We start from the raw sequence: 19,309 nt of genomic DNA on the forward strand, positions 1-19,309 counted from the left end.
CGCGTCAGGATCCGCTGCACGTCCCGCCGCCGCGGCGCGGCTCGTGGCTCGTGCGCCGCCTGCACAGGTTCGGCCGCAACGGGTTCTCCACCCAGGTCTACCTCGTGGCACTGGTCGTGGCGCTGATCGGCCCTGGCCTGCTGTTCACGGCGATCCTGCTGATGCGCTACGCCTCGGCCGAGCGGGCGCGGTTCGAGCAGGATGCCCGTGAGAACGTCCGCGGCATCAGCCTGTCGCTGGACAGGGACGTGGCGGGCCTCGTCTCCGTGCTGCAGACCCTCGCGACCTCGCCCCGGCTGAAGGACGGCGACTTCTCGGCCTTCGATTCCCAGGCTCGCCTCGTTCGATCCTCCCTCGATCTCGATGTGCTGCTGCGCCGTCCGAACGGGCAGGAGGTGGTCAATACCGGCGTGCCGCGTGGGGCGCCCCTGCCGGTGGCGCCCCTGCCGATCGATGCGGAACTCACCAAGGGGCAGGTGCGGGCCCTCGTCAGCGGCTATGTCGCCGCGATGAGTTCGGACGATGCCAGCTACGCCGTCGGCGTTCCGGTGATTTCGGACGGCGAGGTCACCTACATCCTGAGCTTCACGGTGCCGCTATCGCGGCTTCAGGGCATCCTGGCACGCGAGGTCGTACAGGGCTGGACGACCGGCATCTCCGACCGCAACGGCCTCGTCCTGGCGCGCCTGCCGGATCCCCAGTCAGTGATCGGCCGCCCACGCCTCGCCACCCTGCGGCAGGTCCAGACCAGCACCTCCGGCGTGTGGGAGGGGCAGGACCGCCAGCGGCGTCCCGTTGTCGTCGTGGAGGCGCGCTCCCGCCTCACCGGCTGGACCGTAGCGACCAGCATCCCGCAGAACCTCGTGGATGCGCGGGTGCGCCGTTGGATCTGGGCCTTTGCGGGGTTCGGCCTTCTCGTGCTTGCCACGTCCTCGCTGCTCGCGATGAGCCTGTGGTCGCGGGTCTCGCGGCCCCTGCGCCATCTCGCGGCTTCGGGCCCGGCGCTCGCGCGGGGCGAGGCGATCCCGCGCGTCGCCTCGCCGGTCCACGAAATCCAACGCCTCGCGACGGTCCTGTCGGATGCGTCGCTCCGCATCCGCACCCGCGAAGAGGAGCGCGACCGCGCCCTGGAGGAAACGAAGCGCGGCCTCTCGGCGCTGAAGGAGAGCGAGGCGCGCTTCCGCCATATGGCCGACTCCGCGCCCGCCCTGATCTGGATGACCGACGAGACCGGCGAGGTGAGCTTCGCCAACCTGCATTTCGACCACCTGTTCGGCATGCCCGCCGCCGCCCTGGCCGATGCCGGCTGGGAGCGGATCATTCACCCGGACGATCTGGAAGCCTTCCGGGGTGCCTTCGAGGACGCCTTCGCTGCGCGCGGCCCCTTCCGGATGGAGACCCGCATCGTCGACCGGACCGGCGCCGTACGCTGGCTGCGCTGCGAGGGCGTACCGCGCCTGGATGATGCCCAGCGCTTCCTCGGCTACACGGGCTGCAACGTCGACATCACCGATGCCAAGCTTGCGGAGGAGCACCTCCTTCTGCTGATCCACGAGCTGAACCACCGGGTGAAGAACACCCTGGCGACGGTGCAATCCATCGCCATGCAATCTCTGCGCGGCCTCGACGGGCCCGAGGCGGAGGCGGCGAGGGCGGCCTTCGAGGCGCGGCTTCTGGCGCTCGCCCGCGTCCACGACGTGCTCACCCGCGAAAGCTGGGACGGCGCGGAATTGTCGGCCGTGGTCGCGGATGCGATCCGCCCCCTCGACGCGGGCGGCGATGCGCCGTCGCGCTTCCGGGTCAGCGGACCGCCGCTGCGCCTGCCGCCGCGCCTCGCCCTGTCCATCGCCATGGCCTTGCACGAACTCGGCACCAACGCGGTGAAGTACGGCGCCCTCGCGAACGATGCGGGCATCATCACCATCGCCTGGACCGTGCGACGGGGCGAGCCGATTACGCTCAACCTCGCTTGGCGCGAGAGTGGCGGTCCGCCGGTGAAGAAGCCGACGCGCACCGGATTCGGCTCGCGCCTCATCGAGCGCAGCCTTGCCCGCGAACTCGCCGGGGACGTGCGGCTTACCTTCGAGCCGGACGGCGTCGTCTGTACCATCGACGCTCCGGTCCCGCCGCCGGGCCTTTTGGAGCGCAAGACCATCGCGGCGCCCGCCCGGATCGCGCCCCTGCCGCTGGCGGGGTGACCGGTCAGTTGTAGGGATCGGCCGCGTCGCGCAGGCCGTCGCCCACGAAGTTGAAGGCGAGCACCGTCACCAGCACCGGCACCACCGGCAGGAGCAGCCACGGATAGAGCTGCACGGCCGCCAGATTCTGCGCCTCGTTGAGCAGCACGCCCCAGCTGGTGACCGGCGGACGCAGGCCGAGGCCGAGGAAGGACAGGGCGGTCTCGCCCAGGATCATCGTCGGGATCGACAGGGTCGCCGAGGCGATCAGATGGCTCATGAAGTTCGGGATGAGATGCCGCCCGATCAGCCGTGCCGGTGAGGCACCCATCAGTTCGGCGGCCTGCACGAAATCTTCCTCACGCAGCGCCAGCAGCTTGCTGCGCACCGCCCGGGCGAGCCCCGGCCAGTCGAGCAGGCCGAGGATGACGGTGATGCCGAAGAAGACGAGGAGCGGGCTCCAATTCGCGGGGAGCGCCGCCGACAGGGCGAGCCAAAGGGGCAGTTCCGGGATCGAGCGGACGATCTCGATCAGGCGCTGCACGGCGGCGTCCAGTACGCCGCCGAAATAGCCCGCGATACCGCCGAAGAAGAGGCCGAGCACGAAGGAGATCGCCACCCCCACAAGGCCGATCGTGAGCGAAACGCGGGTGCCGTAGACGATCCTCGAGAACAGATCCCGCCCGAGCCGGTCGGTGCCGAGCAGGAACAGCGTTCCCCCTCCGGCGCACAGACGAGATGGCGGTTCATGGGGATCAGGCCGAGCCAGTCGTAGCCGTCGCCCTGGCAGAAGAAGCGCAGGGGCTGGGGCTTCGACGTGTCGGCGACGTAGTCCCTTCGGAACGTGTCGAGGTCGAGCTGCGACTTGTACGGATACACGAAGGGGCCGACGAAGCGGCCTTCGTGCATCAGGTGCACGCCCTGCGGCGGGGCGTAGAGGAAGTCGCCGTCGCGCCGCGCCTGCCCGTAGGGCGCGATCATCTCTACGAAGGGGATGAGCGCGTAGAGCACCAGCAGGACCAGCGCGAAGAACACCGCCAGCCGGTGCCGCAGGAACTTGCGCGCGATCAGGCGCCACGCGGAGGCGCTCCCGGCCGGATTGTCGGCCCGTTCGTCGGGCGCGAAGGGCGCCGGATCGACGAAGTGCCGCTGGTGCAGGGCATCGCTCATCGCAGGCCCATGCGGATGCGCGGGTCGAGCCAGACCAGGGCGAGGTCCGAGATCAGCATGCCGACGAGGGTCAGCGCGGCGACGAACATTAGGATGAAGCCCGCCATGAACTGATCCTGGTTGCGCAAGCTCTCCAGCAGCAGCGGTCCGACGGTTGGCAGGCTCAGCACCAGCGAGACCAGCACGGAGCCCGAGACGAGATGCGGCAACAGGTTGCCGATATCCGCGACGAACGGGTTCAGCGACATGCGGAACGGATATTTCAGCAGCGCCCGCGTCGGCGCCATGCCCTTGGCGCGGGCGGTGACCGTGTAGGGCTTGGCGAGCCATCCAGCAGGTTCGCCCGCATCCGGCGAATCATCGCCGCCGTTCCGCCGAGGCCGATCACCAGCGTCGGTACGATGAGATGGGCGGCCAGCGAGCGGATCTTCTCCCCGTCCCATGGCCGGTTGGTGAGCGAGGCATCGTAGAGCCCGCCGATCGACAGGCCGAACCAGCGGTTGGCGTAGAACAGCATGATGAGGGCCAGAAGGAAGCCCGGCACGGCGAGCCCGATATAGCCTAGCACCGTCACCACCGCGTCCCCGACCGTGTGCCGGTGGGTAGCCGAGTAGATCGCGGCCGGGATGGCCACGAGGTGGACGAAGATCACCGCCGTGACATTCACGAGCAGCGTCAGCCACAAAGCATCTCCGACGACGTCGGCCACGGGCTTGTCATACTCGAATGACCAACCCCAATCGCCCTGCAACAGCCCGGAGAAGCCGGCAGGCCCCGGCATCAGCCCGACCCAGATCAGGTATTGTTCCCAGACGGGTCGATCGAGCCCGTACTGGCGGATCAGCAACTCGGCCTTCGCGACCGAACCCGCTTCTCCCGTGGCGCGCAATTCCATGATCCGGTTCGTCAGGTAATCCCCCGGCGGGAGCTTGATGACGAAGAAGACCAGGGCCGAGATGATCAGCAGCGTGACGGCCATGGTGAGCAGGCGGCGCAGGATCTGGACGATCATCGTGCCTCTGCCCGCTTGTCGGCGGCCTCGTCCCAGAACGTCTCATCGAGGCGCTGCACGCCGATCAAGGCCGTGGGCTCCCAGGAATAGAGCGCCTTCTGCGGAAGGTTCACGAGCCTGTCGGCCGTGACGACCGGCTGCAAGGCTCCTGCCACCGTGCCGATGACCCAGGTGTTCCGCGCGTGATTCATGAGCATCTCACGCCAGATCGCAGCCTGACGCGTGGCGTCGTCGGTGCCGCGCCATTCCCGGTCGAGTTCGAGAAGGCGGCGGGCTTCCGGCATGTCGCAGGCCTCGCCGCTGCGCCCCCGGCTGTCGACATTCATCGACCAGCGCGGCCAGGAATAATGGTCGGGCTGGGCGGGGCTCAGACCGGTCGGCGGCATGATGGCCGTGGGCACGGCGAGATCGAGCCCCTGGGCCGCGACCATCACGGTAAGCCCGCCGATGGAGCGGCGGCGCAGGTTGGTGCGCTCCTGTGGCTTGGTGACGAGGCGGATGCCGACCTCGCGCCAGAATTCCGCGATGAGCGTCAGGCCGTCGAGGATCTCTGACGCTTCGCCGTCGCTCTCCACCACGATCTCGAGGGGGCGCCCGTCGGACAGGAGCCGGATGCCGGAGCCGTCGCGCTTGTCGAGGCCCGCCTCATCGAGAAGTCTGTTCGCCTGTCCCGGATCGTAGGAGGCGTTGAGGGTCCGGTACTCGGGCGAGTAGAGCGGAGATTCCGCGATGATCGTGTCGTTGCCCTCGGTCCCAAGGCCGAAGAGCAGCGTGTTGTTGAGGGTGCGCCTGTCGGTGGCGAGCGACAGGGCGTGCCGGTAGCGCACATCGCGGTTCAGGGCGCGCCAGACCGGATCGACGGTGGTGAGGTTGGGGTAGAGGGCGAGTTCGGAGCCCCGCGCCACCGGCCACAGGTTCGTGCGGTAGCGGTGGGATTTCTCGCCTTCCTTGAGGCTCGGGATGTCGGGCATGGACAGGCCGCGGAACATCAGATCCGCCTCGCCCGCGTTGGTCTTGGCGACGAGAAGACCGGTTGAGGCCACATCCATCACGATGCGGTCGACATAGGGCAGCTGCGTCCCGGCCGTGTCGACCCGGTGATAGGAGCGGTTGCGCTCGAAGGAAAAGCGCGTCGCCGGGGACCGCGTGCGTGGAATCCAAGCCTGAAGAGTCGGGCAGTCCGGGTTCATCAGCTCGTAATTGTCGTCGAGCTTGTTGTGCAGGGCCGCCCAGCCGCGCAGCTTCAGGGCCTTCGCCTTGGCCTCGGCTTCGTCCTTCCCCGCATAGCGTGGGTGGTAGGGCTTCAGGTAATGCGCCGGGCGATAGATGAGCGGGTCGCGCGGGGCGGCGAGCGCGGGCAGGAACATCGGATTCGGACGGGGCCATGTGTAGCGGACCGTCCGTGCGTCCGGGAATTCGACCTGCGGCGGCTTCCCGTCCACCATGAAGAAGGCGGGTGGCCCCTCGGGGCTCAGTTCCTTCTGGTGGGCGACATCCTCCCAATAATAGCGGAAATCCTCGCTGGTAAAGGGATGCCCGTCCGACCAGCGGTGCCCGTCGCGAAGGGTGAAGGTGAAGCGCCCGCCCTCCACATCGACCCTTTCCAGCACATCGGGCCGTAGGGTCAGGGAGGCGTCGTAGCCGATGAGGCGGGTATAGCCGTAGACCGAGAGGTAGCGGACGTCCCGTGCCTTCGCGATCAGCGTACGGATCGTCCCGCCCTGCTTGCCGAGACGCCTGCCCTTGGCAGCGAGGTCAGCGACGAAGGGCGTCGCGGGCGGGGCGGGGGCGTCCTCGGCGAGGGCGCGACGGGGAAGAGCGGTCGCGGCGGCGAGGCCGGCGAGGAGCGTGCGGCGCGAAAACCCGGCGCCACTCACGGGCTGCCCCCGTGCAACTCCACGTAAGTCAGCCGCGCGGGAGAGTAGCCTGTGGCGCGGTGCATGTCGTCGAAGGCGTGGGAACGGACGATCAGGTCGCTGGCCTGGCGCGCTTCCGCGTCTCCGGCGGGCTGCTCGAAGGGACGGCCGTTGCGGGTCCAGCGGATCGGCTCCGGACTCGCGTCGAGCGTCGTGATCATCGCGATGGTCGGATGGGCCGGCCCGCCATGGGCGTGGATCCGGTGGGCCGCCGCATCGTCATCGAAGAGCAGGCGCGTCAGGCCGCGCACATGCGCCTCCACCACCCGGCGGGCCTGGGAGACGTGATCGTCGAAGAACGCCACCGTCCTGGCGGGATCGAGCATCGACCAGTCGGCGCGGGACCAATCCTCCCGGCTGTAGCGCGCTTGGCCGTCGCGGTATTGCAGCCCCGACAGGTCGGGGTCGTGGCAGAAAATCTGCGCCTCCGGGCAGGCCTGCCGGATCACCCAGGTCGTGAGCCCCCGGAACACACCGGATTCGATGACGAAATCCGGGCGCAGCACCCGCATTGCCACGTAGAGTTGTAGCGCCCCGTTGAAGCCGCTGCCCCCGCGCCGCTGGCGCACGGGGGCGGTGGGGATGAGGTGCCAGAAGCGCTCCACTAGGGCGCGAACGTCCTCGTCCACGCGCAGGCCGGAGGCGCGCAGGTCGGAATGAAGGATGTCCGCCGCTGCGTCGAGAAGGCGAGCGACTTCGCGCGGCGAGGTCGGCCGATGGGTCCAGTCCGGCGCGGCGGGCACGAGGTCATAGCCAAGGCGGTCGAACAGCGGACCGAGCACCTTCCGGCGCAGGCGTTCGAGGACGATGGGCGGGCGCGGCTGCATCAGGCGGCGCTCCGCTCGTCGAGGGACCGGTAGCGGGCCCAGTGCCCCTTCTCGACTTCCATCATCATTCCGGCTTCGTGGGGGGCGAGGGCGAAGTCGTCCGGCCAGCGCGCGGGGTCGGAGGCCTCGCCGGTCACCTTCGTGAAATCGAGGGGATGGTCGAGGCTCGGGTCCGGCACGGCGGCGAGAAGCGCCTTCGTGTAGGGGTGGATCGGAGCCCGGAAGAGCGTGGCCCGGTCGGCCTCCTCCACGATACGGCCGCGACACATCACGCTGATCGTGTCGGCCATGTAGTCCACCACCGCGAGGTTGTGGGACACGATGAGGTAGGACAGGCCGAGCGCCTGCTGCAGGTCCTTCAGCAGGTTCAGGATCTGTGCCTGCACCGAGACGTCCAGCGCCGAGACCGGCTCGTCCAGCACGAGGAGGCGCGGTTCGAGGCTGAGCGCCCGCGCGATGCCGATGCGCTGGCGCTGGCCGCCGGAGAACGCATGCGGGTAGCGGCCGAGCGCCGACTCCTCCAGCCCGACCATGGCCATCAGCTCGCGGCACCGCTCCCGCCGCTTGCCCTGCGGCACATCGTGGATCTCCATCGGCTCGGACAGGATCTGGCGCACGGTCATGCGCGGATCGAGGGAGGCGTAGGGGTCCTGGAACACGAACTGGACGTTGCGGCGATAGGTGAAGAGCGCATCGCCCTTCAGCGTGTGCACGTCCTTCAGGCCTGCTCCATCGTCGAAGAGGATGCGACCGCCATCGGGTGGCATGGCCCGCATGATCATCTTGGAGACGGTGGTCTTGCCCGACCCGGATTCCCCGACGAGCCCCAGGGTACGGCCGCCCTGCAGGGTCAGGGACACGTCGGACACCGCGCGCACCGTCCGCGGGCGCGCGAAGAGACGGCCTGCGCGCAGCGTGAAGGTCTTGCTCACGCCCTCGACCTTGAGCACCGGCCCGGACAGTCGCGGCGCCTCCCGCCTCGGCGGGATCGTCGCGCGGGCGGGGCGGATGGGCGTCAGCCGCTCGCCCGGCGCCATGTCGAAACGTGGAACCGCCTCGATCAGCGCCTTCAGGTAGGCGTGGCCGGGTCGGCGCATCACCTCGTCTTTGGGGCCGGACTCGACCAGCCGCCCCCGGTAGAGCACGGCCACGTCGTGGGCGATGTTGGCGACTACCCCGAGATCGTGGGTAATGAGCAGGATCGCCATGCCCGTCTCGTCCTGCAACCGGCCGAGGAGGGCGAGGATCTGCGCCTGGGTCGTCACATCGAGCGCGGTCGTTGGCTCGTCTGCGACGAGGAGGGCGGGCTTCATGATCAGCGCCATGGCGATCATCGCCCGCTGACGCAGGCCGCCCGACAGCTCGAATGGGTAGGTCTTCAGGGCCCGCTTCGGATCGGGGAAGCCGACCCGCGCCAAGGCGTCCTCGGTCTGCGCATCGGCCTCCTTGCGGTCGGCTCCGGTATGGACGCGCAGAGCCTCACCGATCTGGTCGCCCACCGTGTGCAGGGGCGACAGGCAAGTCATCGGCTCCTGGAAGATCATCGCGATCCGGCGGCCCCGGATATCCCGGATGGCCGAGCCTTCCTCGGCCAAGCGCGCGAGGTCGACGGTCTCGTCGCCCGTCGAGAACAGCATCTGTCCGCGCGTGATCTCAGCGGAGCGCGGGAGGATCCGCAGGATCGCCTGCGCCGTCACCGACTTGCCGGAACCGGATTCGCCGACGAGCGCCAGGGTCTTGCCCCGCTGGATGTCGAGCGACAGCCCATGCAGGGCCTCGAACCGGCCCGTTTCGGTGCGGAAGGCGACGGCGAGGTCGCGGATCGACAGAAGTGCGCTCAACCGGCCCTCGGCCACTCGGCAGGAGGGGAGATAGGCGCGGTCCCGGTGGCGTCCACCGCTTCGAGGAACAGGTCGCGCGGATCGCACCATCGTATCGCCGGATGGTCGAGGACCGGCAGCACCTTTTCGAGGAAATCCCACACCGCCTCGTCGTGAGCGAGGTGGTGGGTGAGCAGGCCGAGCGTCGTGCCCGCCCCGGTCTCGGCATGGGCCGCGAGCGCTGCGATGAGGCTTGCGGGATCACGCAGGGAACGGGTGCCCCGCCAATCGATCACGTCGAGGGTAGCATCGGCGCGGGCAAGCCCCGGCACCGGGGCGCCACCCGCCGCCGACAAGCCGAAATAACCGAGACCCGCTAGCTCTGCTGCGAAAGCCGCATCCATGCGGTTCCACGGCGGCACGAAGACCGGCAGCAAGAGGGATGCGGGCAGGGCTCCCCGAGCGAGATCGAGGGCGCGGCGCGCCTCCTCGCGCAGCCGCGAACGGTCGCGGCGGGGGCCGAACTCGGCAGGCTTTTCACCGGATGGCGCGTGGTTGTCGTGCCCGAGCCCGTGGACGGCAACGCTCACGTTCTGCGCCCGTGCCAGTCTTTGGCCGAGGGAGGGTTCGATTCCCGCAGGGATCGCGGCGATTAGAAGCGGGCGGCCATCCGCCAGGCTCAGAAGCCTGTCGAGGGCGGGCGTCGCGGCAACGGCATCGTCGTCCCGCCACCATAGGCACACTGCGCGCCCGTCCCGCGCCGCCCGGTCGAGGGCAGTGCGAAGCCGGTCGAACAGCGTCTCCCGGTGCATCGCCTGGACGATGGCGACCGTGCGCGCGCCGCCATCGAGCGCGATCGCCTGCCCCGCAAGCGCGGGACCGCCCAAGCCGATGATTGCCGCCAGCAGCGCCTTCGCCGACAGCTCTTCCTCAGGGACGATCCGCGCCCGGCTCAAGGCTGCGAGGCGTTCGGCACGCAGGCGTTGTTCCGTCTCGCGGCCCGCTTCGAAGGGGACGAGCACGGCGGGCGTGTCCGTAACCAGAAGATCGACGGCGGTGTTGTAGCCGCATTGGCTGACGGACACGGACGCCTGCGCGAGAAGCGCCCGGTAATCCGGCCGCGCCCGCATCACCGTGCCGGGCGGAAGCGAGCCGGAGAGGGTCGCCAGCGTCTCGTCCGGGATGCCGTGGCCGACGAGGAGGCGCCATCCGAGATCCGGCCGCAACCGCGCCGCTTCGACTGCCGCGCGGAACAGGCCAAGCCCCGCTGCGCTGGAACCGGCCGCCACGAGGATGCCCTTCCGCTCGGCGGTGACAGGCTGAACGCCACCCTCGTCCACGTAGCCGGTGTAGCGGAGCTTGTCCGCAAGGCGCGCATCCACGGGCCAGGACGCATCGAGGGGCACGAGCGCCGGATCGCCGTGGACGAGCACAGCATCGTAGAGCGCCGCGATACGCTCATGGGCCTCGTCCACCTTGGAGGGGCGATCCGGGGCCACGAGGATGTCGCGTACGGACGAGAGGATCAGAGGTCGCGGCTCACTCGCGCGGGCGGCTTCGACCAGCGCCAGGAATTCAGCGGCGAGGCCCCGTCGTCCTAGCGGAAAGAGTTCGGTGATGACCGCGTCAGGCGTCGTCTCGTCCAAGGCGGCGAGGAGAGCGTCCCGACGCGCGGCGAAGAGTTCGGCGGCCGCCGGCTCGCCATCCGGCCCGATCAGGCGGCCGAAATCGAAACCCTCGATCCGCAGGGGTGCAAGCTGCACGAGGCGTACGCCATCGAGTCTTACGAGGGGGCGGGATGCCCGCCCGAGACCAGAGCCGTCTCGTGCCCGGCGGCGGCGAAGGCGCGGGCCAGCGCGGCCGCCCGGGTCAGATGACCGGCGCCGAGCAGATGCGTGACCGCGATGAGGACCCTCACGCTGCGTCCTCGCGGGCAGGCAGGGCGATCCCGGCCGAACGGGCGAGGGCGGCGGCGATCAGGTCGATGCCCGCATCCTCCGAGAAATCCTGCACGAGCCGCGCCCGCGCCGCACGCCCGAGGCGGCGACGCTTTTCGGGGTCGGAGAACAGAGCCGTCATCGCATCCGCCAGCGCCTTCGGCTCGCCCGGTGGCACGAGGATGCCGTGCGTCCCATCCGTGATGAACTCGGGCGTGCCCGCGAAGGCAGTGGCGAGGACTGGCAGTTCCTGGCTTGCCGCCTCCATCAGCACGTTCGGCAGGCCGTCGCGGTCGCCGCCCTCCGCAGGCTTCGTCGGCAGAACGAACAGGTCCGCCTCGCGCATCGCCACGATGATCGCCGGCTGCGGCAGCGCTCCGTGGAAGGTTATGCGCGCGGCAAGCCCCCGCTCCCTGGCGAGCCGTTCGAGTTCGGCGCGTAATTCGCCGGCGCCGATCAGGTCGAGACGCCATTGCAGCCCGGCGGGCAGGGCGCCCAACGCCGCGAACAGGTCGTCATGCCCCTTCTTGGCGACGAGGCGGCCGACGCAGAGTAGCTTGAGCGGCGCTTCGGGGTCTCGCCCGTCTCGCGGGGGCCTGTCTGCGGGCGCTGCCGGAAAGCGCGCAAGGTCGAGGCCGTGATAGGCGAGCCGCGTTCGCCCGGGGCCGAGGGCGTCGAGGCGGGCGAGCCCGTCGCGGGTGCAGGTCACGCCCCATTGCGCATCCGCGAGCTTCTCGGTCAGCTCCCAATCCGGCGTGGTCCAGATGTCCTTGGCATGGGCTGAAAAGCTCCAGCCCCGGGCCGAGAGAAGCGCGGCGTAGCGTGCCACGCTGCCCGGCGTGTGCAGGAAGTGGACATGGAAATGAGCCACCTCCGGCGAGACCTCGCGGGCGAGAACGAGCGCTTGCCCGAGCCGCCGCAGCCGCGATGCGGTCGGATCGCGGCGCAGGTCCTTCAGGAAGACGCGCAGGAGCGCCGCGAAGCTGCGCTGGCGGCAGGCCCAGGCGAGGCCGCGCAACACCCGGCGCGGATCGTCGCGCAAATATTCCGGGAGGTAGGCGACCGGCGCCCTGATTGCCTCGTGCATCGGATGCCGGAACCGGTCGGTCGGGCGCCGTAGCGACCAGATGTCGAGGCCGATTCCCCTCCGTTCGAGGGCCAGGATTTCCTGTGCGATGAAGGTCTCGGACAGGCGTGGGTAGCCCTTCAGCACCACGGCGATGCGGCGCGCGGTCATGACATCGCCCGGCGAGGCGCCTCGGGCGTTTGGCAGGCGAGGTGCCGCATGCGGTGCACCACGGCGTCCAGCCCGTCGAGGAGGCCCGGTACGACCACCCGCGACGGCGCGGGCTGCGCGGGAAGAGCGCGCAGGGCGTCCGCCATGAGCTGCGGCGCGCAGCCATCCTCTTCCATCAGCACCCGCACGAGGCCGAGCCGTTCCGCCGCGAGGGCGCGGATCGCCTGCTCTCGCCGGGGCTCCGTGCGCGGCACCAGCACGGCGGGCCGGTCGAAGGACAGGATCTCGCAGAAGGTGTTGTAGCCCCCCATGGCGACGACGCCCGCCGCCTTGCGCATCAGGAACTCGATCTCGCTGTCGAAGGTGATCGCCGCCACACGCCCCGCCAGCGCGGCGATGCGCCGGTCGAAACCCTCGCGGAGCGCAGGATCGAGGAACGGCCCGAACGCGATCAGGCAGGGCAGGGGGATTGCGAGATCGGCCTCGTAGGCGGCGATCACCCAGTCGATCAGCCCCGCGCCGTCGCCGCCGCCACCCGGTGTGACGAGCAGGAACGGCCGGTCGGCCATGGCGGGCTCGCTTCGGTCGGCCCGCGCCTCCGGCAGATCGCGGCGAAGGTAGCCGGTATAGATGAGCCGGTCTCCGATCCGGCGGGCAAGGTCCGGCGCTAAGGCGAGCCCGGCCAACGGCTCGTGGATGCGGCCGAGCCCATAGACCCAGATCTCGTCGTAGAAGCGGTCCATCGCTTCCACCGCACCCTTGCGCTCCCATTCGGGGGCGAGGCGGTCGGCTTCGTCGAGCACGTCGCGCAGGCCGAGCACAAGCTTGGTGCCCCGTGCCGCCTCGCGTTCCAGCACGGGCAACATCTCGCCCTGGAAGCCTGCAGGCTCCTTGTCCACGATCACCACGTTGGGTCGGAAGGCCTCGGCCGTGCGTGAGAGGGCCGCTTTGCGCGCGGCGATGGTGTCGGCCAGGGTCGCGGTGTCCCCGCTGGCATAGGAGCCGTCGGGCAGCTTCGTCACTGGCGGCAGGCGTACGGCCTGAACGCCGGGTGCGAAGGCGTAGCGATCCACCACGGGCGAGCCCGAGACGATGACAGCCCGTGCCCCGGGGCAGGCGGCCACGAGCGCATGCGCGATCGCCCGCGAGCGACGCAGATGGCCGAGGCCGAACGTATCGTGGCTGTAGATCAGGACGCGCAAGGCGAAAGCCCCGCCTGGCCGTGCCGTGCCCCTGTCAGGGGAAGTTCGGACGATGACCCCATGCCCCTGCCTGGCGGCGCGTATGGTGCGATGCGCTCGTGAGGCGACCATTGCAGCCACATCCAGGCTGCACAAGTGTGACGGCGGCGCGAATCCCATCGTTAACGGCAGCGGAACCCTTGGCGCCTAAGGTTCGGCGGGGTCTTCGCCACGGCCCCTGCCGGGGCAGACCATGGACGCCACCGTTCCGCATGCCGAGCGCGGCCGCAGGGTTGCTCCGCTGGCGGAGCTCTCGGCCATCGTCTTCGAAGATGCGCGACTCCTGGCCTTCGGGCGGCTGGCGGCGATCTTCCTCGTGCCGCTCACTCTGTCACTCGTCGTACTGCTGTTCGGCACCGGCCCGGTGCCGCGCCGCAACTGGTACGGCGAGATCCTGGGCAACGATTTCACGCAAGTGTGGGTGGCTGGTCGCGCCGCCTTGGAAGGACGTGCCGCCGAGTCGTACGACCTTGCCCGCCACCTCGAGAACCTGAAGGCCGCCTTCGGACCGGATTGCCGTTTCGCATGGCACTACCCGCCGGTCTTCCTTCTGCCGTCCGCCGCCATGGCTCTGTTCGAGCCGCAGGCAGGTTATCTCGGCTGGTGTGCCCTCTCGAGCGCCTTGTTCTTCCTCGCCCTGAGCCGCGCAGCGGGCCGTCTAGACCTCGCCTTCATCGCCTTCGCCCACCCGCTCGTCTTCACCAACCTCGCCTATGGCCAGAACGGGCTGTTCACGGCGGGACTGATGACGCTGGGGCTCGTGCTCCTCGACCGGCGGCCCGCTCTCGCCGGGCTGTGTTTTGGCCTCCTCGCCTTCAAACCGCATTTCGCGCTGCTGGCGCCGCTGCTGTTGCTGGTCAGCGGACGGTGGACGGCGCTCGCCTCCTGCGTGGCGACGGTGATCGTCACCTGCCTCGCCTCCCTCGCGCTCTTCGGGGTCGAGCCGTGGATCGGTTTCCTGCACTCCCTGAGCTACACCAATCGCCTCATCCTGGAGGACGCGATCGCCGGTCTCGATCTCAACGCCAGTGCCTTCGGCGCGATGCGGCTTCTGGGCGGATCAATCAGTATGGCCTGGACGGCACAGGGCCTCGTCTCGCTCGTGGTCCTTGCCGTCGTCCTGCGGCTCTGGCGCGGGGCGTTCTCGCCGGGCTCCGGGCCGCCGCGTGCCTCGCCGCCGCTCCACTCCTGTCGCCCTACGTCCCGGTCTACGACCTCGTGCCCGTCGTGCCTGCGATGCTTTTCCTCGGGCTCGCCGCCGCGAAGTCAGGTGGGCTCGCCGCCCATGAGCGGATCCTGCTCGTCCTCAGCCCGTTCGCGTCGCTCGTGCGGATCGTCGCCGACACGACGGGCTTCGCCCTCGGCTTCGTTCTGGCGCTGGCCACCTTCGCCTGCGTCGCGTGGCGTGCGGGGCTCTGGCCCCGTGCAGTCACCCCCCGAGTGGGCGCGGTATCCTGAAGGGCAGCATCAGCTGCACCAGCGGATTGCGGAAGCGATCGAGCGACAGGCTCTCGTGGACCGCGCGCACCGGCTCGCCCGCCAGGGTCGAGGCCAGGAGCGAGCGGGAATAGAACGGCGTGTCCTCGAAGGTGGTGATCACCCGCGCCCGGCCGTCGTCGCTGCGGGTCTCGCGGGGCATCCGCCAGAACCCGGTGGGCGGGAGGCGCGCGGGGACCGGCGGGCGGATATCCCGCCGCGTGCCGTCAAAGGCGAAACCGAGGGACAGGTTTCGCCCGCCGCCGCCCCGGTGGCTCACGTCGTAAAGGATCGCGGCTCCGCTCGGCAGTTCGGCCCGGCACCACGTCCAGCGGGTGAAGGCCGCCGCAAGGGGCTCGTCGCCGTCGTTGGTGTCGAAATAGCCGCTGCCCTGCCAGGACAGTCCGGGTTCGCTCAGCGACACCTCGGCTCGCGAAGCCGGGGCCATGGGCCACCAGCGGTGGCGCCCTGCCGTGTCGAGATGGAACGGTCCGGCTGTGATCCCCGAGGGGCGGAGGCGCACCGTGCCCTTGATCCGCCGGGGCAGGGGCGCGCCGCGCTCGTCGATCCGCACGGTCGCTCGCTGCCGTCCCATTCCATCGAACTCGGGCCGATGGTGATATGGTCGGCACCGCGGGCGAGGGAGCCTTGCTTCCGCTCCGTCATGGCGAAGCGGCTGGGGCGGCCGTACAGCACCACGTTCATCGCGCAATGGTCGAACGGGTTCTTGTCCAGGCTCCAGCCGTAATAGGGCGAGAACACGCTGCCGATGAAGGCGATGATCGTCAGCCCCTGCGTGCCGTCGTCGCTTACCGCGTCGACGTACCACCAGGCATAGCCGTCGCGCCCGACCGCCCCGTCGAACCGAGGTCGGCGAGGATCGCTTCCGCCGCGAGCCTCCCCGATTGCGCCGCCATCGGCACGCCCGGCCCCGGATGGACCGATCCCCCCGCCAGGTAGAGACCCGGAATCTTCGTGCGTGCGCCGGGCCGCTTGAAGGTCGCCGCCCAGCCCTGCGACGCCCGCCCGTAGAGGGCGCCCTGGCTGCCCGGAAACAAAGCTGCGAACCCGTCCGGCGTCGTCACCGTCGCCGGCGATTCCCGTGTCAGGGAAAGGCCGCACGCCTGCAGCCGTGCCTTCAGGTTGCTCTCGCATCGGGCGATCTCCGTGGCTGACAGGGGGCGCTCCGATCCGTCGGCCGGAGCGTTGACGAGCATGAGGAGGCGTTCCGCCCCGCCGGCGAAGGCGCCTTCGGCACTGCGATCCTGTGCGCAGACATAGACCGTGGGGTCGGGCGGCAGGCGGCGGTCGCGCAGGATGGTGTCGAACTCGGCGCGATAGTCGCGGGAAAAGAAGACCGTGTGGTGGGCCAGGGGAAACCCTGCCGTCTCGGCCCGCACGCAGAAGGTCACCGCCGACAGCGAGCGCTCGGCACGGGCGACCCTGTCCCCGGCCGGGACTACCGCGCGGCCCAGGAGACCGGCCCCGAGCGCCGCCACGTCGCCGTTGCAGACCACGATGTCGGCCCGAATGCGCTCGCCCCCGGCCAGGGCCACGCCCGTGACCTTGCCTCCCGAGACCAGCACCTCCTGTACCCGCGCGCCGTAGCGGAACTCCGCCCCATTCGCGACGGCGAGTTCGGCGATCGAGGCAGCCAGCGCGCTCAGGCCCCCGTCCACTGTCCAGACGCCCGCCTGCTCCACATGCGATACCAGCATCAGCGTCGCGGGCGCAGTGAAGGGCGAGGCGCCGCAATAGGTGGCGTAGCGACCGAACAACTGAAGCATCCGCGGATCGCGGAAATACTCCTTCAGCCCCGACCAGAGGGTCGCGAAGGGCTGGATGCGCCACAAATCGCCGATCCCCGTCAGGCCGACCCGCTTGGCGAGGCCCGTCGGCCCGGTCTGACCGGAGCGGATGAAGGGGCCTTCCAGGGTGCGGTAGACTTCGGCGGCACGGGCGCAGAAACGGCGGTAACCCTCGGCCTCCGCGCCACCCGCGAATCGCGCGATGGCATCGGCCGAGGCATCGATGTCGGCATGGAGGTCGAGGCGCTCCTCGCGGCTCCAGGCGTGGCGGGCGAGCAGGCTCGCGGGCCGCAGGCGCACCCGCTCTTCGAGCCGCGTGCCGCATTCGGCCAGCAACTCATCGAAGACCCAGCGCATGGTGAAAACGGTGGGCCCCGCCTCGATGCGGGTGCCGTCCACCGGCACGGAGCGCATCTTGCCGCCCGGCGCTTCGGCGCTCTCCACCACTGTCACCGGCAATCCGGCTCGGGCGAGTTTCAGAGCGGCGGCAAGGCCACCGATTCCGGCTCCGATCACGACGGCGCGCGCTGGCGACACGGTTGCGGAGCCTCCCTGAACGGGATTGATCTTGTCGTTCTCAAGTGTCAATTATAAGTGACACATGGCGATGGCAACCCGCCATGACAGGGAGGGCGGCATGGAGCCCGGCACGAGGATCGAATCGGCCCTGGATAGGGCCGTCGCTCACGCCGAAGCGCCCGGAGCGCCGCCATTGCTGGCGGACGCCATGCGCTACGCGATTTTCCCCGGCGGTCACCGCATCCGGCCCCGCCTCTGCCTTTCGGTGGCACTGGCCTGCGGCGACGACGATCCCGTCGGTGCCGATTCGGCGGCGGCGGCGATCGAGTTGCTGCACTGCGCCTCCCTCGTCCACGACGATCTTCCCTGCTTCGACGACGCGCCGATGCGCCGCCAGAAACAGACGGTCCACGTCGCCTTCGGCACGCCCATCGCCGTTCTGACCGGTGATGCACTGATCGTGCTGGCCTTCGAGACACTGGCGCGCGGCGCTTGGCGGCACCCCCGTCGTCTCTCCCGCCTCGTGAGCCTTCTCGGACGGGCGGCGGGCTCGCCCTCGGGCATCGCCGCAGGGCAGGCCTGGGAATCCGAGGCGCATGTGGATCTGAGCGCCTACCAGCAGGCCAAGACCGGTGCGCTGTTCGCGGCAGCGACCGTGCTGGGCGCGGCGGCCGCAGGTGCCGATGCCGAGCCGTGGCGGCGCCTCGGCGAAGCCCTGGGCGAGGCGTATCAGGTCGCCGACGATCTGCGCGACGTCGCCTGCCGCCAGGAGGAAATCGGCAAACCCGCCGGTCGCGATGCGACCCTCGGGCGACCCAACGCGGCGGCCTTGCTCGGTACGGGTGGCGCCCTCGACAGGCTCAAGCGCTTGACCCGCGAGGCCATCGCGGCCGTGCCGGATTGCCCTGGCGCGGCGCGGCTCACGACCGAGATCGAGGCGCAGGCCCGGCTATTCCTGCCGGCGAGCTTGCGGGCGGTGTCGGCCTGAGCCGGGGCGCGGCCCTGGCCGAACCCCCGGCCTCCCGGCCGCGTCCGCTGTCGGAGCGCTGGCTCGCCTTCCGCAACCGCCTCGTGGCGAATCCGCGCTTCCAGCGCTGGGCGGCAGGCTTTCCGTTCACACGGCGGATCGCCCATCGCAATACGCGCACGCTGTTCGATCTCTGCGCGGGCTTCGTCTACGCGCAGGTGCTGACCGCCTGCGTCCGTCTCGACCTTTTCGCGATCCTGGCTGAGGGGCCGATGGCCATCGATGCCCTGGCTCCGCGTCTCGGCCTGTCGCCGGAGAAGGCGCGTACGCTTCTGCTCGCGGCCCGCTCCCTCGACCTCGTCCGGCTCGTGCCTGGGGACCGGTTTGCCCTGGCCGATCTCGGCGCTGCCGTGGTCGGCAATCCCGGCATCGCCGCGATGGTCGAGCACCATACGCTGCTCTACGCCGACCTCGCCGATCCCGTCGCCTTGCTGAAGGGCCGGCCGGAGAGGACGCAACTCGCTGCCTATTGGCCCTATGCCGAGGGCGCCCCCGTCGCTCCCGGCGAGGCGGCGCCCTACAGCGCCTTGATGGGTACGTCCCAGGCGATGATCGCCGAGGATATTCTCGAAGCCTGCGATCTGTCCCCGATCCGCCATCTCATGGATGTCGGGGGCGGTGAGGGAGCCTTCCTGCAAGCCGCCGCCGCCCATCTGCCCGGCCGACGCCTGACGCTGTTCGATCTCCCAGCCGTCGCGGAAAGAGCCGCGTCCCGCCTCGGACGGGCCGGGCTCGGGGATCGAGTGGAGTGCCGTGGCGGCAGCTTCCACGATGGGCTTCCGATCGGGGCCGATACCATCTCCTTGGTGCGGATCCTCCACGATCACGATGACGCGCCCGTCCAGGATCTGCTGCGGGCAACTCATGCGGCGCTCGCGCCCGACGGCCGCTTGATCATCGCCGAGCCCATGGCCGGTACCCCCGGCGCGGAGCCAGTCGGTGACGCCTATTTCGGCTTTTACCTTATGGCGATGGGCTCCGGACGTCCCCGGACGGCTGACGAGCTGTCGCGGATGGTTCGGGCTGCCGGTTTCGCGGGCGTCCGTGAATACGGAACGCGCCGTCCGCTCCTCGCCCGGGTGCTGGTCGCACATAAAAGCGGCGCTTGAGCGTCAACATCAGTTGACGCGGATTAGTGTCTA

13 protein-coding genes and 4 pseudogenes are annotated in these 19,309 nt (G+C 69.8%); 5 read left to right on the plus strand and 12 right to left on the minus strand.

The window, feature by feature from the left end; translation table 11 throughout:
* The first annotated feature begins 14 nt into the window (after positions 1-14).
* Positions 15-2,198, plus strand: coding sequence for a sensor histidine kinase (locus tag ACFQE0_RS11515; protein ID WP_378975430.1), 2,184 nt, complete (start codon positions 15-17; stop codon positions 2,196-2,198).
* A 4-nt stretch (positions 2,199-2,202) separates the two neighbouring features.
* Here ACFQE0_RS11515 and ACFQE0_RS11520 read toward each other — a convergent pair.
* The 10 genes and pseudogenes from ACFQE0_RS11520 to ACFQE0_RS11565 form a co-directional block, all read right to left on the minus strand.
* Positions 2,203-3,347 (minus strand): annotated as a pseudogene (locus ACFQE0_RS11520) (ABC transporter permease).
* Positions 3,344-4,359, minus strand: a pseudogene (locus ACFQE0_RS11525) (ABC transporter permease). Before ACFQE0_RS11525 ends, ACFQE0_RS11520 begins: the two co-directional pseudogenes overlap by 4 nt.
* Entirely contained in the window at positions 4,356-6,236 is a 1,881-nt protein-coding gene (locus tag ACFQE0_RS11530) for an ABC transporter substrate-binding protein (protein ID WP_378969690.1), read from the minus strand. The pseudogene ACFQE0_RS11525 and the gene ACFQE0_RS11530 overlap by 4 nt, the downstream one beginning before the upstream one ends.
* A complete protein-coding gene (locus ACFQE0_RS11535; RefSeq protein ID WP_378969692.1) occupies positions 6,233-7,102 on the minus strand; it encodes a hypothetical protein in 870 nt (289 codons plus the stop codon). Before ACFQE0_RS11535 ends, ACFQE0_RS11530 begins: the two co-directional genes overlap by 4 nt.
* A complete protein-coding gene (locus tag ACFQE0_RS11540; RefSeq protein ID WP_378969694.1) occupies positions 7,102-8,943 on the minus strand; it encodes an ABC transporter ATP-binding protein in 1,842 nt (613 codons plus the stop codon). The genes ACFQE0_RS11535 and ACFQE0_RS11540 overlap by 1 nt, the downstream gene beginning before the upstream one ends.
* Positions 8,940-10,685: a glycosyltransferase gene (locus ACFQE0_RS11545; RefSeq protein ID WP_378969697.1), complete on the minus strand. Its 1,746-nt coding sequence runs from the start codon at positions 10,683-10,685 to the stop codon at positions 8,940-8,942. The genes ACFQE0_RS11540 and ACFQE0_RS11545 overlap by 4 nt, the downstream gene beginning before the upstream one ends.
* Before the next feature lie 20 nt (positions 10,686-10,705).
* Positions 10,706-10,840 (minus strand): hypothetical protein, encoded by a 135-nt coding sequence (locus ACFQE0_RS11550; RefSeq protein ID WP_378969699.1) that lies wholly within the window; start codon positions 10,838-10,840, stop codon positions 10,706-10,708.
* Complete coding sequence (locus ACFQE0_RS11555; RefSeq protein ID WP_378969701.1) at positions 10,837-12,096, minus strand: glycosyltransferase family 4 protein; 1,260 nt, start codon at positions 12,094-12,096, stop codon at positions 10,837-10,839. The genes ACFQE0_RS11550 and ACFQE0_RS11555 overlap by 4 nt, the downstream gene beginning before the upstream one ends.
* Complete coding sequence (locus ACFQE0_RS11560; protein ID WP_378969703.1) at positions 12,093-13,298, minus strand: glycosyltransferase family protein; 1,206 nt, start codon at positions 13,296-13,298, stop codon at positions 12,093-12,095. The genes ACFQE0_RS11555 and ACFQE0_RS11560 overlap by 4 nt, the downstream gene beginning before the upstream one ends.
* A gap of 370 nt (positions 13,299-13,668) precedes the next feature.
* On the minus strand, positions 13,669-13,818 hold the full coding sequence (locus tag ACFQE0_RS11565) for a hypothetical protein (RefSeq protein ID WP_378975743.1): 150 nt from the start codon (positions 13,816-13,818) through the stop codon (positions 13,669-13,671).
* Between the two features lie 84 nt (positions 13,819-13,902).
* On the opposite strand from ACFQE0_RS11565, the pseudogene ACFQE0_RS11570 reads away from it, so the two are divergent.
* A pseudogene (locus tag ACFQE0_RS11570) lies at positions 13,903-14,412 on the plus strand (glycosyltransferase family 87 protein); the annotation flags it as partial.
* Positions 14,413-14,564: 152 nt separating this feature from the next.
* On the plus strand, positions 14,565-14,795 hold the full coding sequence (locus tag ACFQE0_RS11575) for a hypothetical protein (protein ID WP_378975745.1): 231 nt from the start codon (positions 14,565-14,567) through the stop codon (positions 14,793-14,795).
* On the opposite strand, the pseudogene ACFQE0_RS11580 reads toward ACFQE0_RS11575, so the two are convergent.
* Together ACFQE0_RS11580 and crtD are read right to left on the minus strand one after the other, a co-directional pair.
* A pseudogene (locus ACFQE0_RS11580) lies at positions 14,767-15,602 on the minus strand (carotenoid 1,2-hydratase). The gene ACFQE0_RS11575 and the pseudogene ACFQE0_RS11580 overlap by 29 nt on opposite strands.
* Before the next feature lie 20 nt (positions 15,603-15,622).
* Entirely contained in the window at positions 15,623-17,158 is a 1,536-nt protein-coding gene (crtD, locus tag ACFQE0_RS11585; protein WP_378969706.1) for a 1-hydroxycarotenoid 3,4-desaturase CrtD, read from the minus strand.
* Between the two features lie 100 nt (positions 17,159-17,258).
* Between crtD and ACFQE0_RS11590 the strand changes: the two genes are divergently transcribed.
* Both ACFQE0_RS11590 and ACFQE0_RS11595 read left to right on the plus strand, forming a co-directional pair.
* Positions 17,259-18,128 carry a polyprenyl synthetase family protein gene (locus tag ACFQE0_RS11590; RefSeq protein WP_378975432.1) on the plus strand — a complete coding sequence of 290 codons (870 nt, stop codon included), beginning with the start codon at positions 17,259-17,261 and terminating at the stop codon, positions 18,126-18,128.
* 14 nt (positions 18,129-18,142) lie between these two features.
* A complete protein-coding gene (locus ACFQE0_RS11595) occupies positions 18,143-19,276 on the plus strand; it encodes a methyltransferase (RefSeq protein ID WP_465264088.1) in 1,134 nt (377 codons plus the stop codon).
* The last annotated feature ends 33 nt before the right edge of the window (positions 19,277-19,309 follow it).

Source organism: Methylobacterium komagatae, assembly GCF_042661665.1.
GTDB classification, from domain to species: Bacteria; Pseudomonadota; Alphaproteobacteria; order Rhizobiales; family Beijerinckiaceae; genus Methylobacterium; species Methylobacterium komagatae.

Bases quoted from the DNA above. Each gene is read 5' to 3' on its own strand.
- ACFQE0_RS11555 (WP_378969701.1), bottom strand. From the start codon at position 12,096: ATGACCGCGCGCCGCATCGCCGTGGTGCTGAAGGGCTACCCACGCCTG.
- ACFQE0_RS11590 (WP_378975432.1), top strand. From the start codon at position 17,259: ATGGAGCCCGGCACGAGGATCGAATCGGCCCTGGATAGGGCCGTCGCT.
- ACFQE0_RS11535 (WP_378969692.1), bottom strand. From the start codon at position 7,102: ATGCAGCCGCGCCCGCCCATCGTCCTCGAACGCCTGCGCCGGAAGGTG.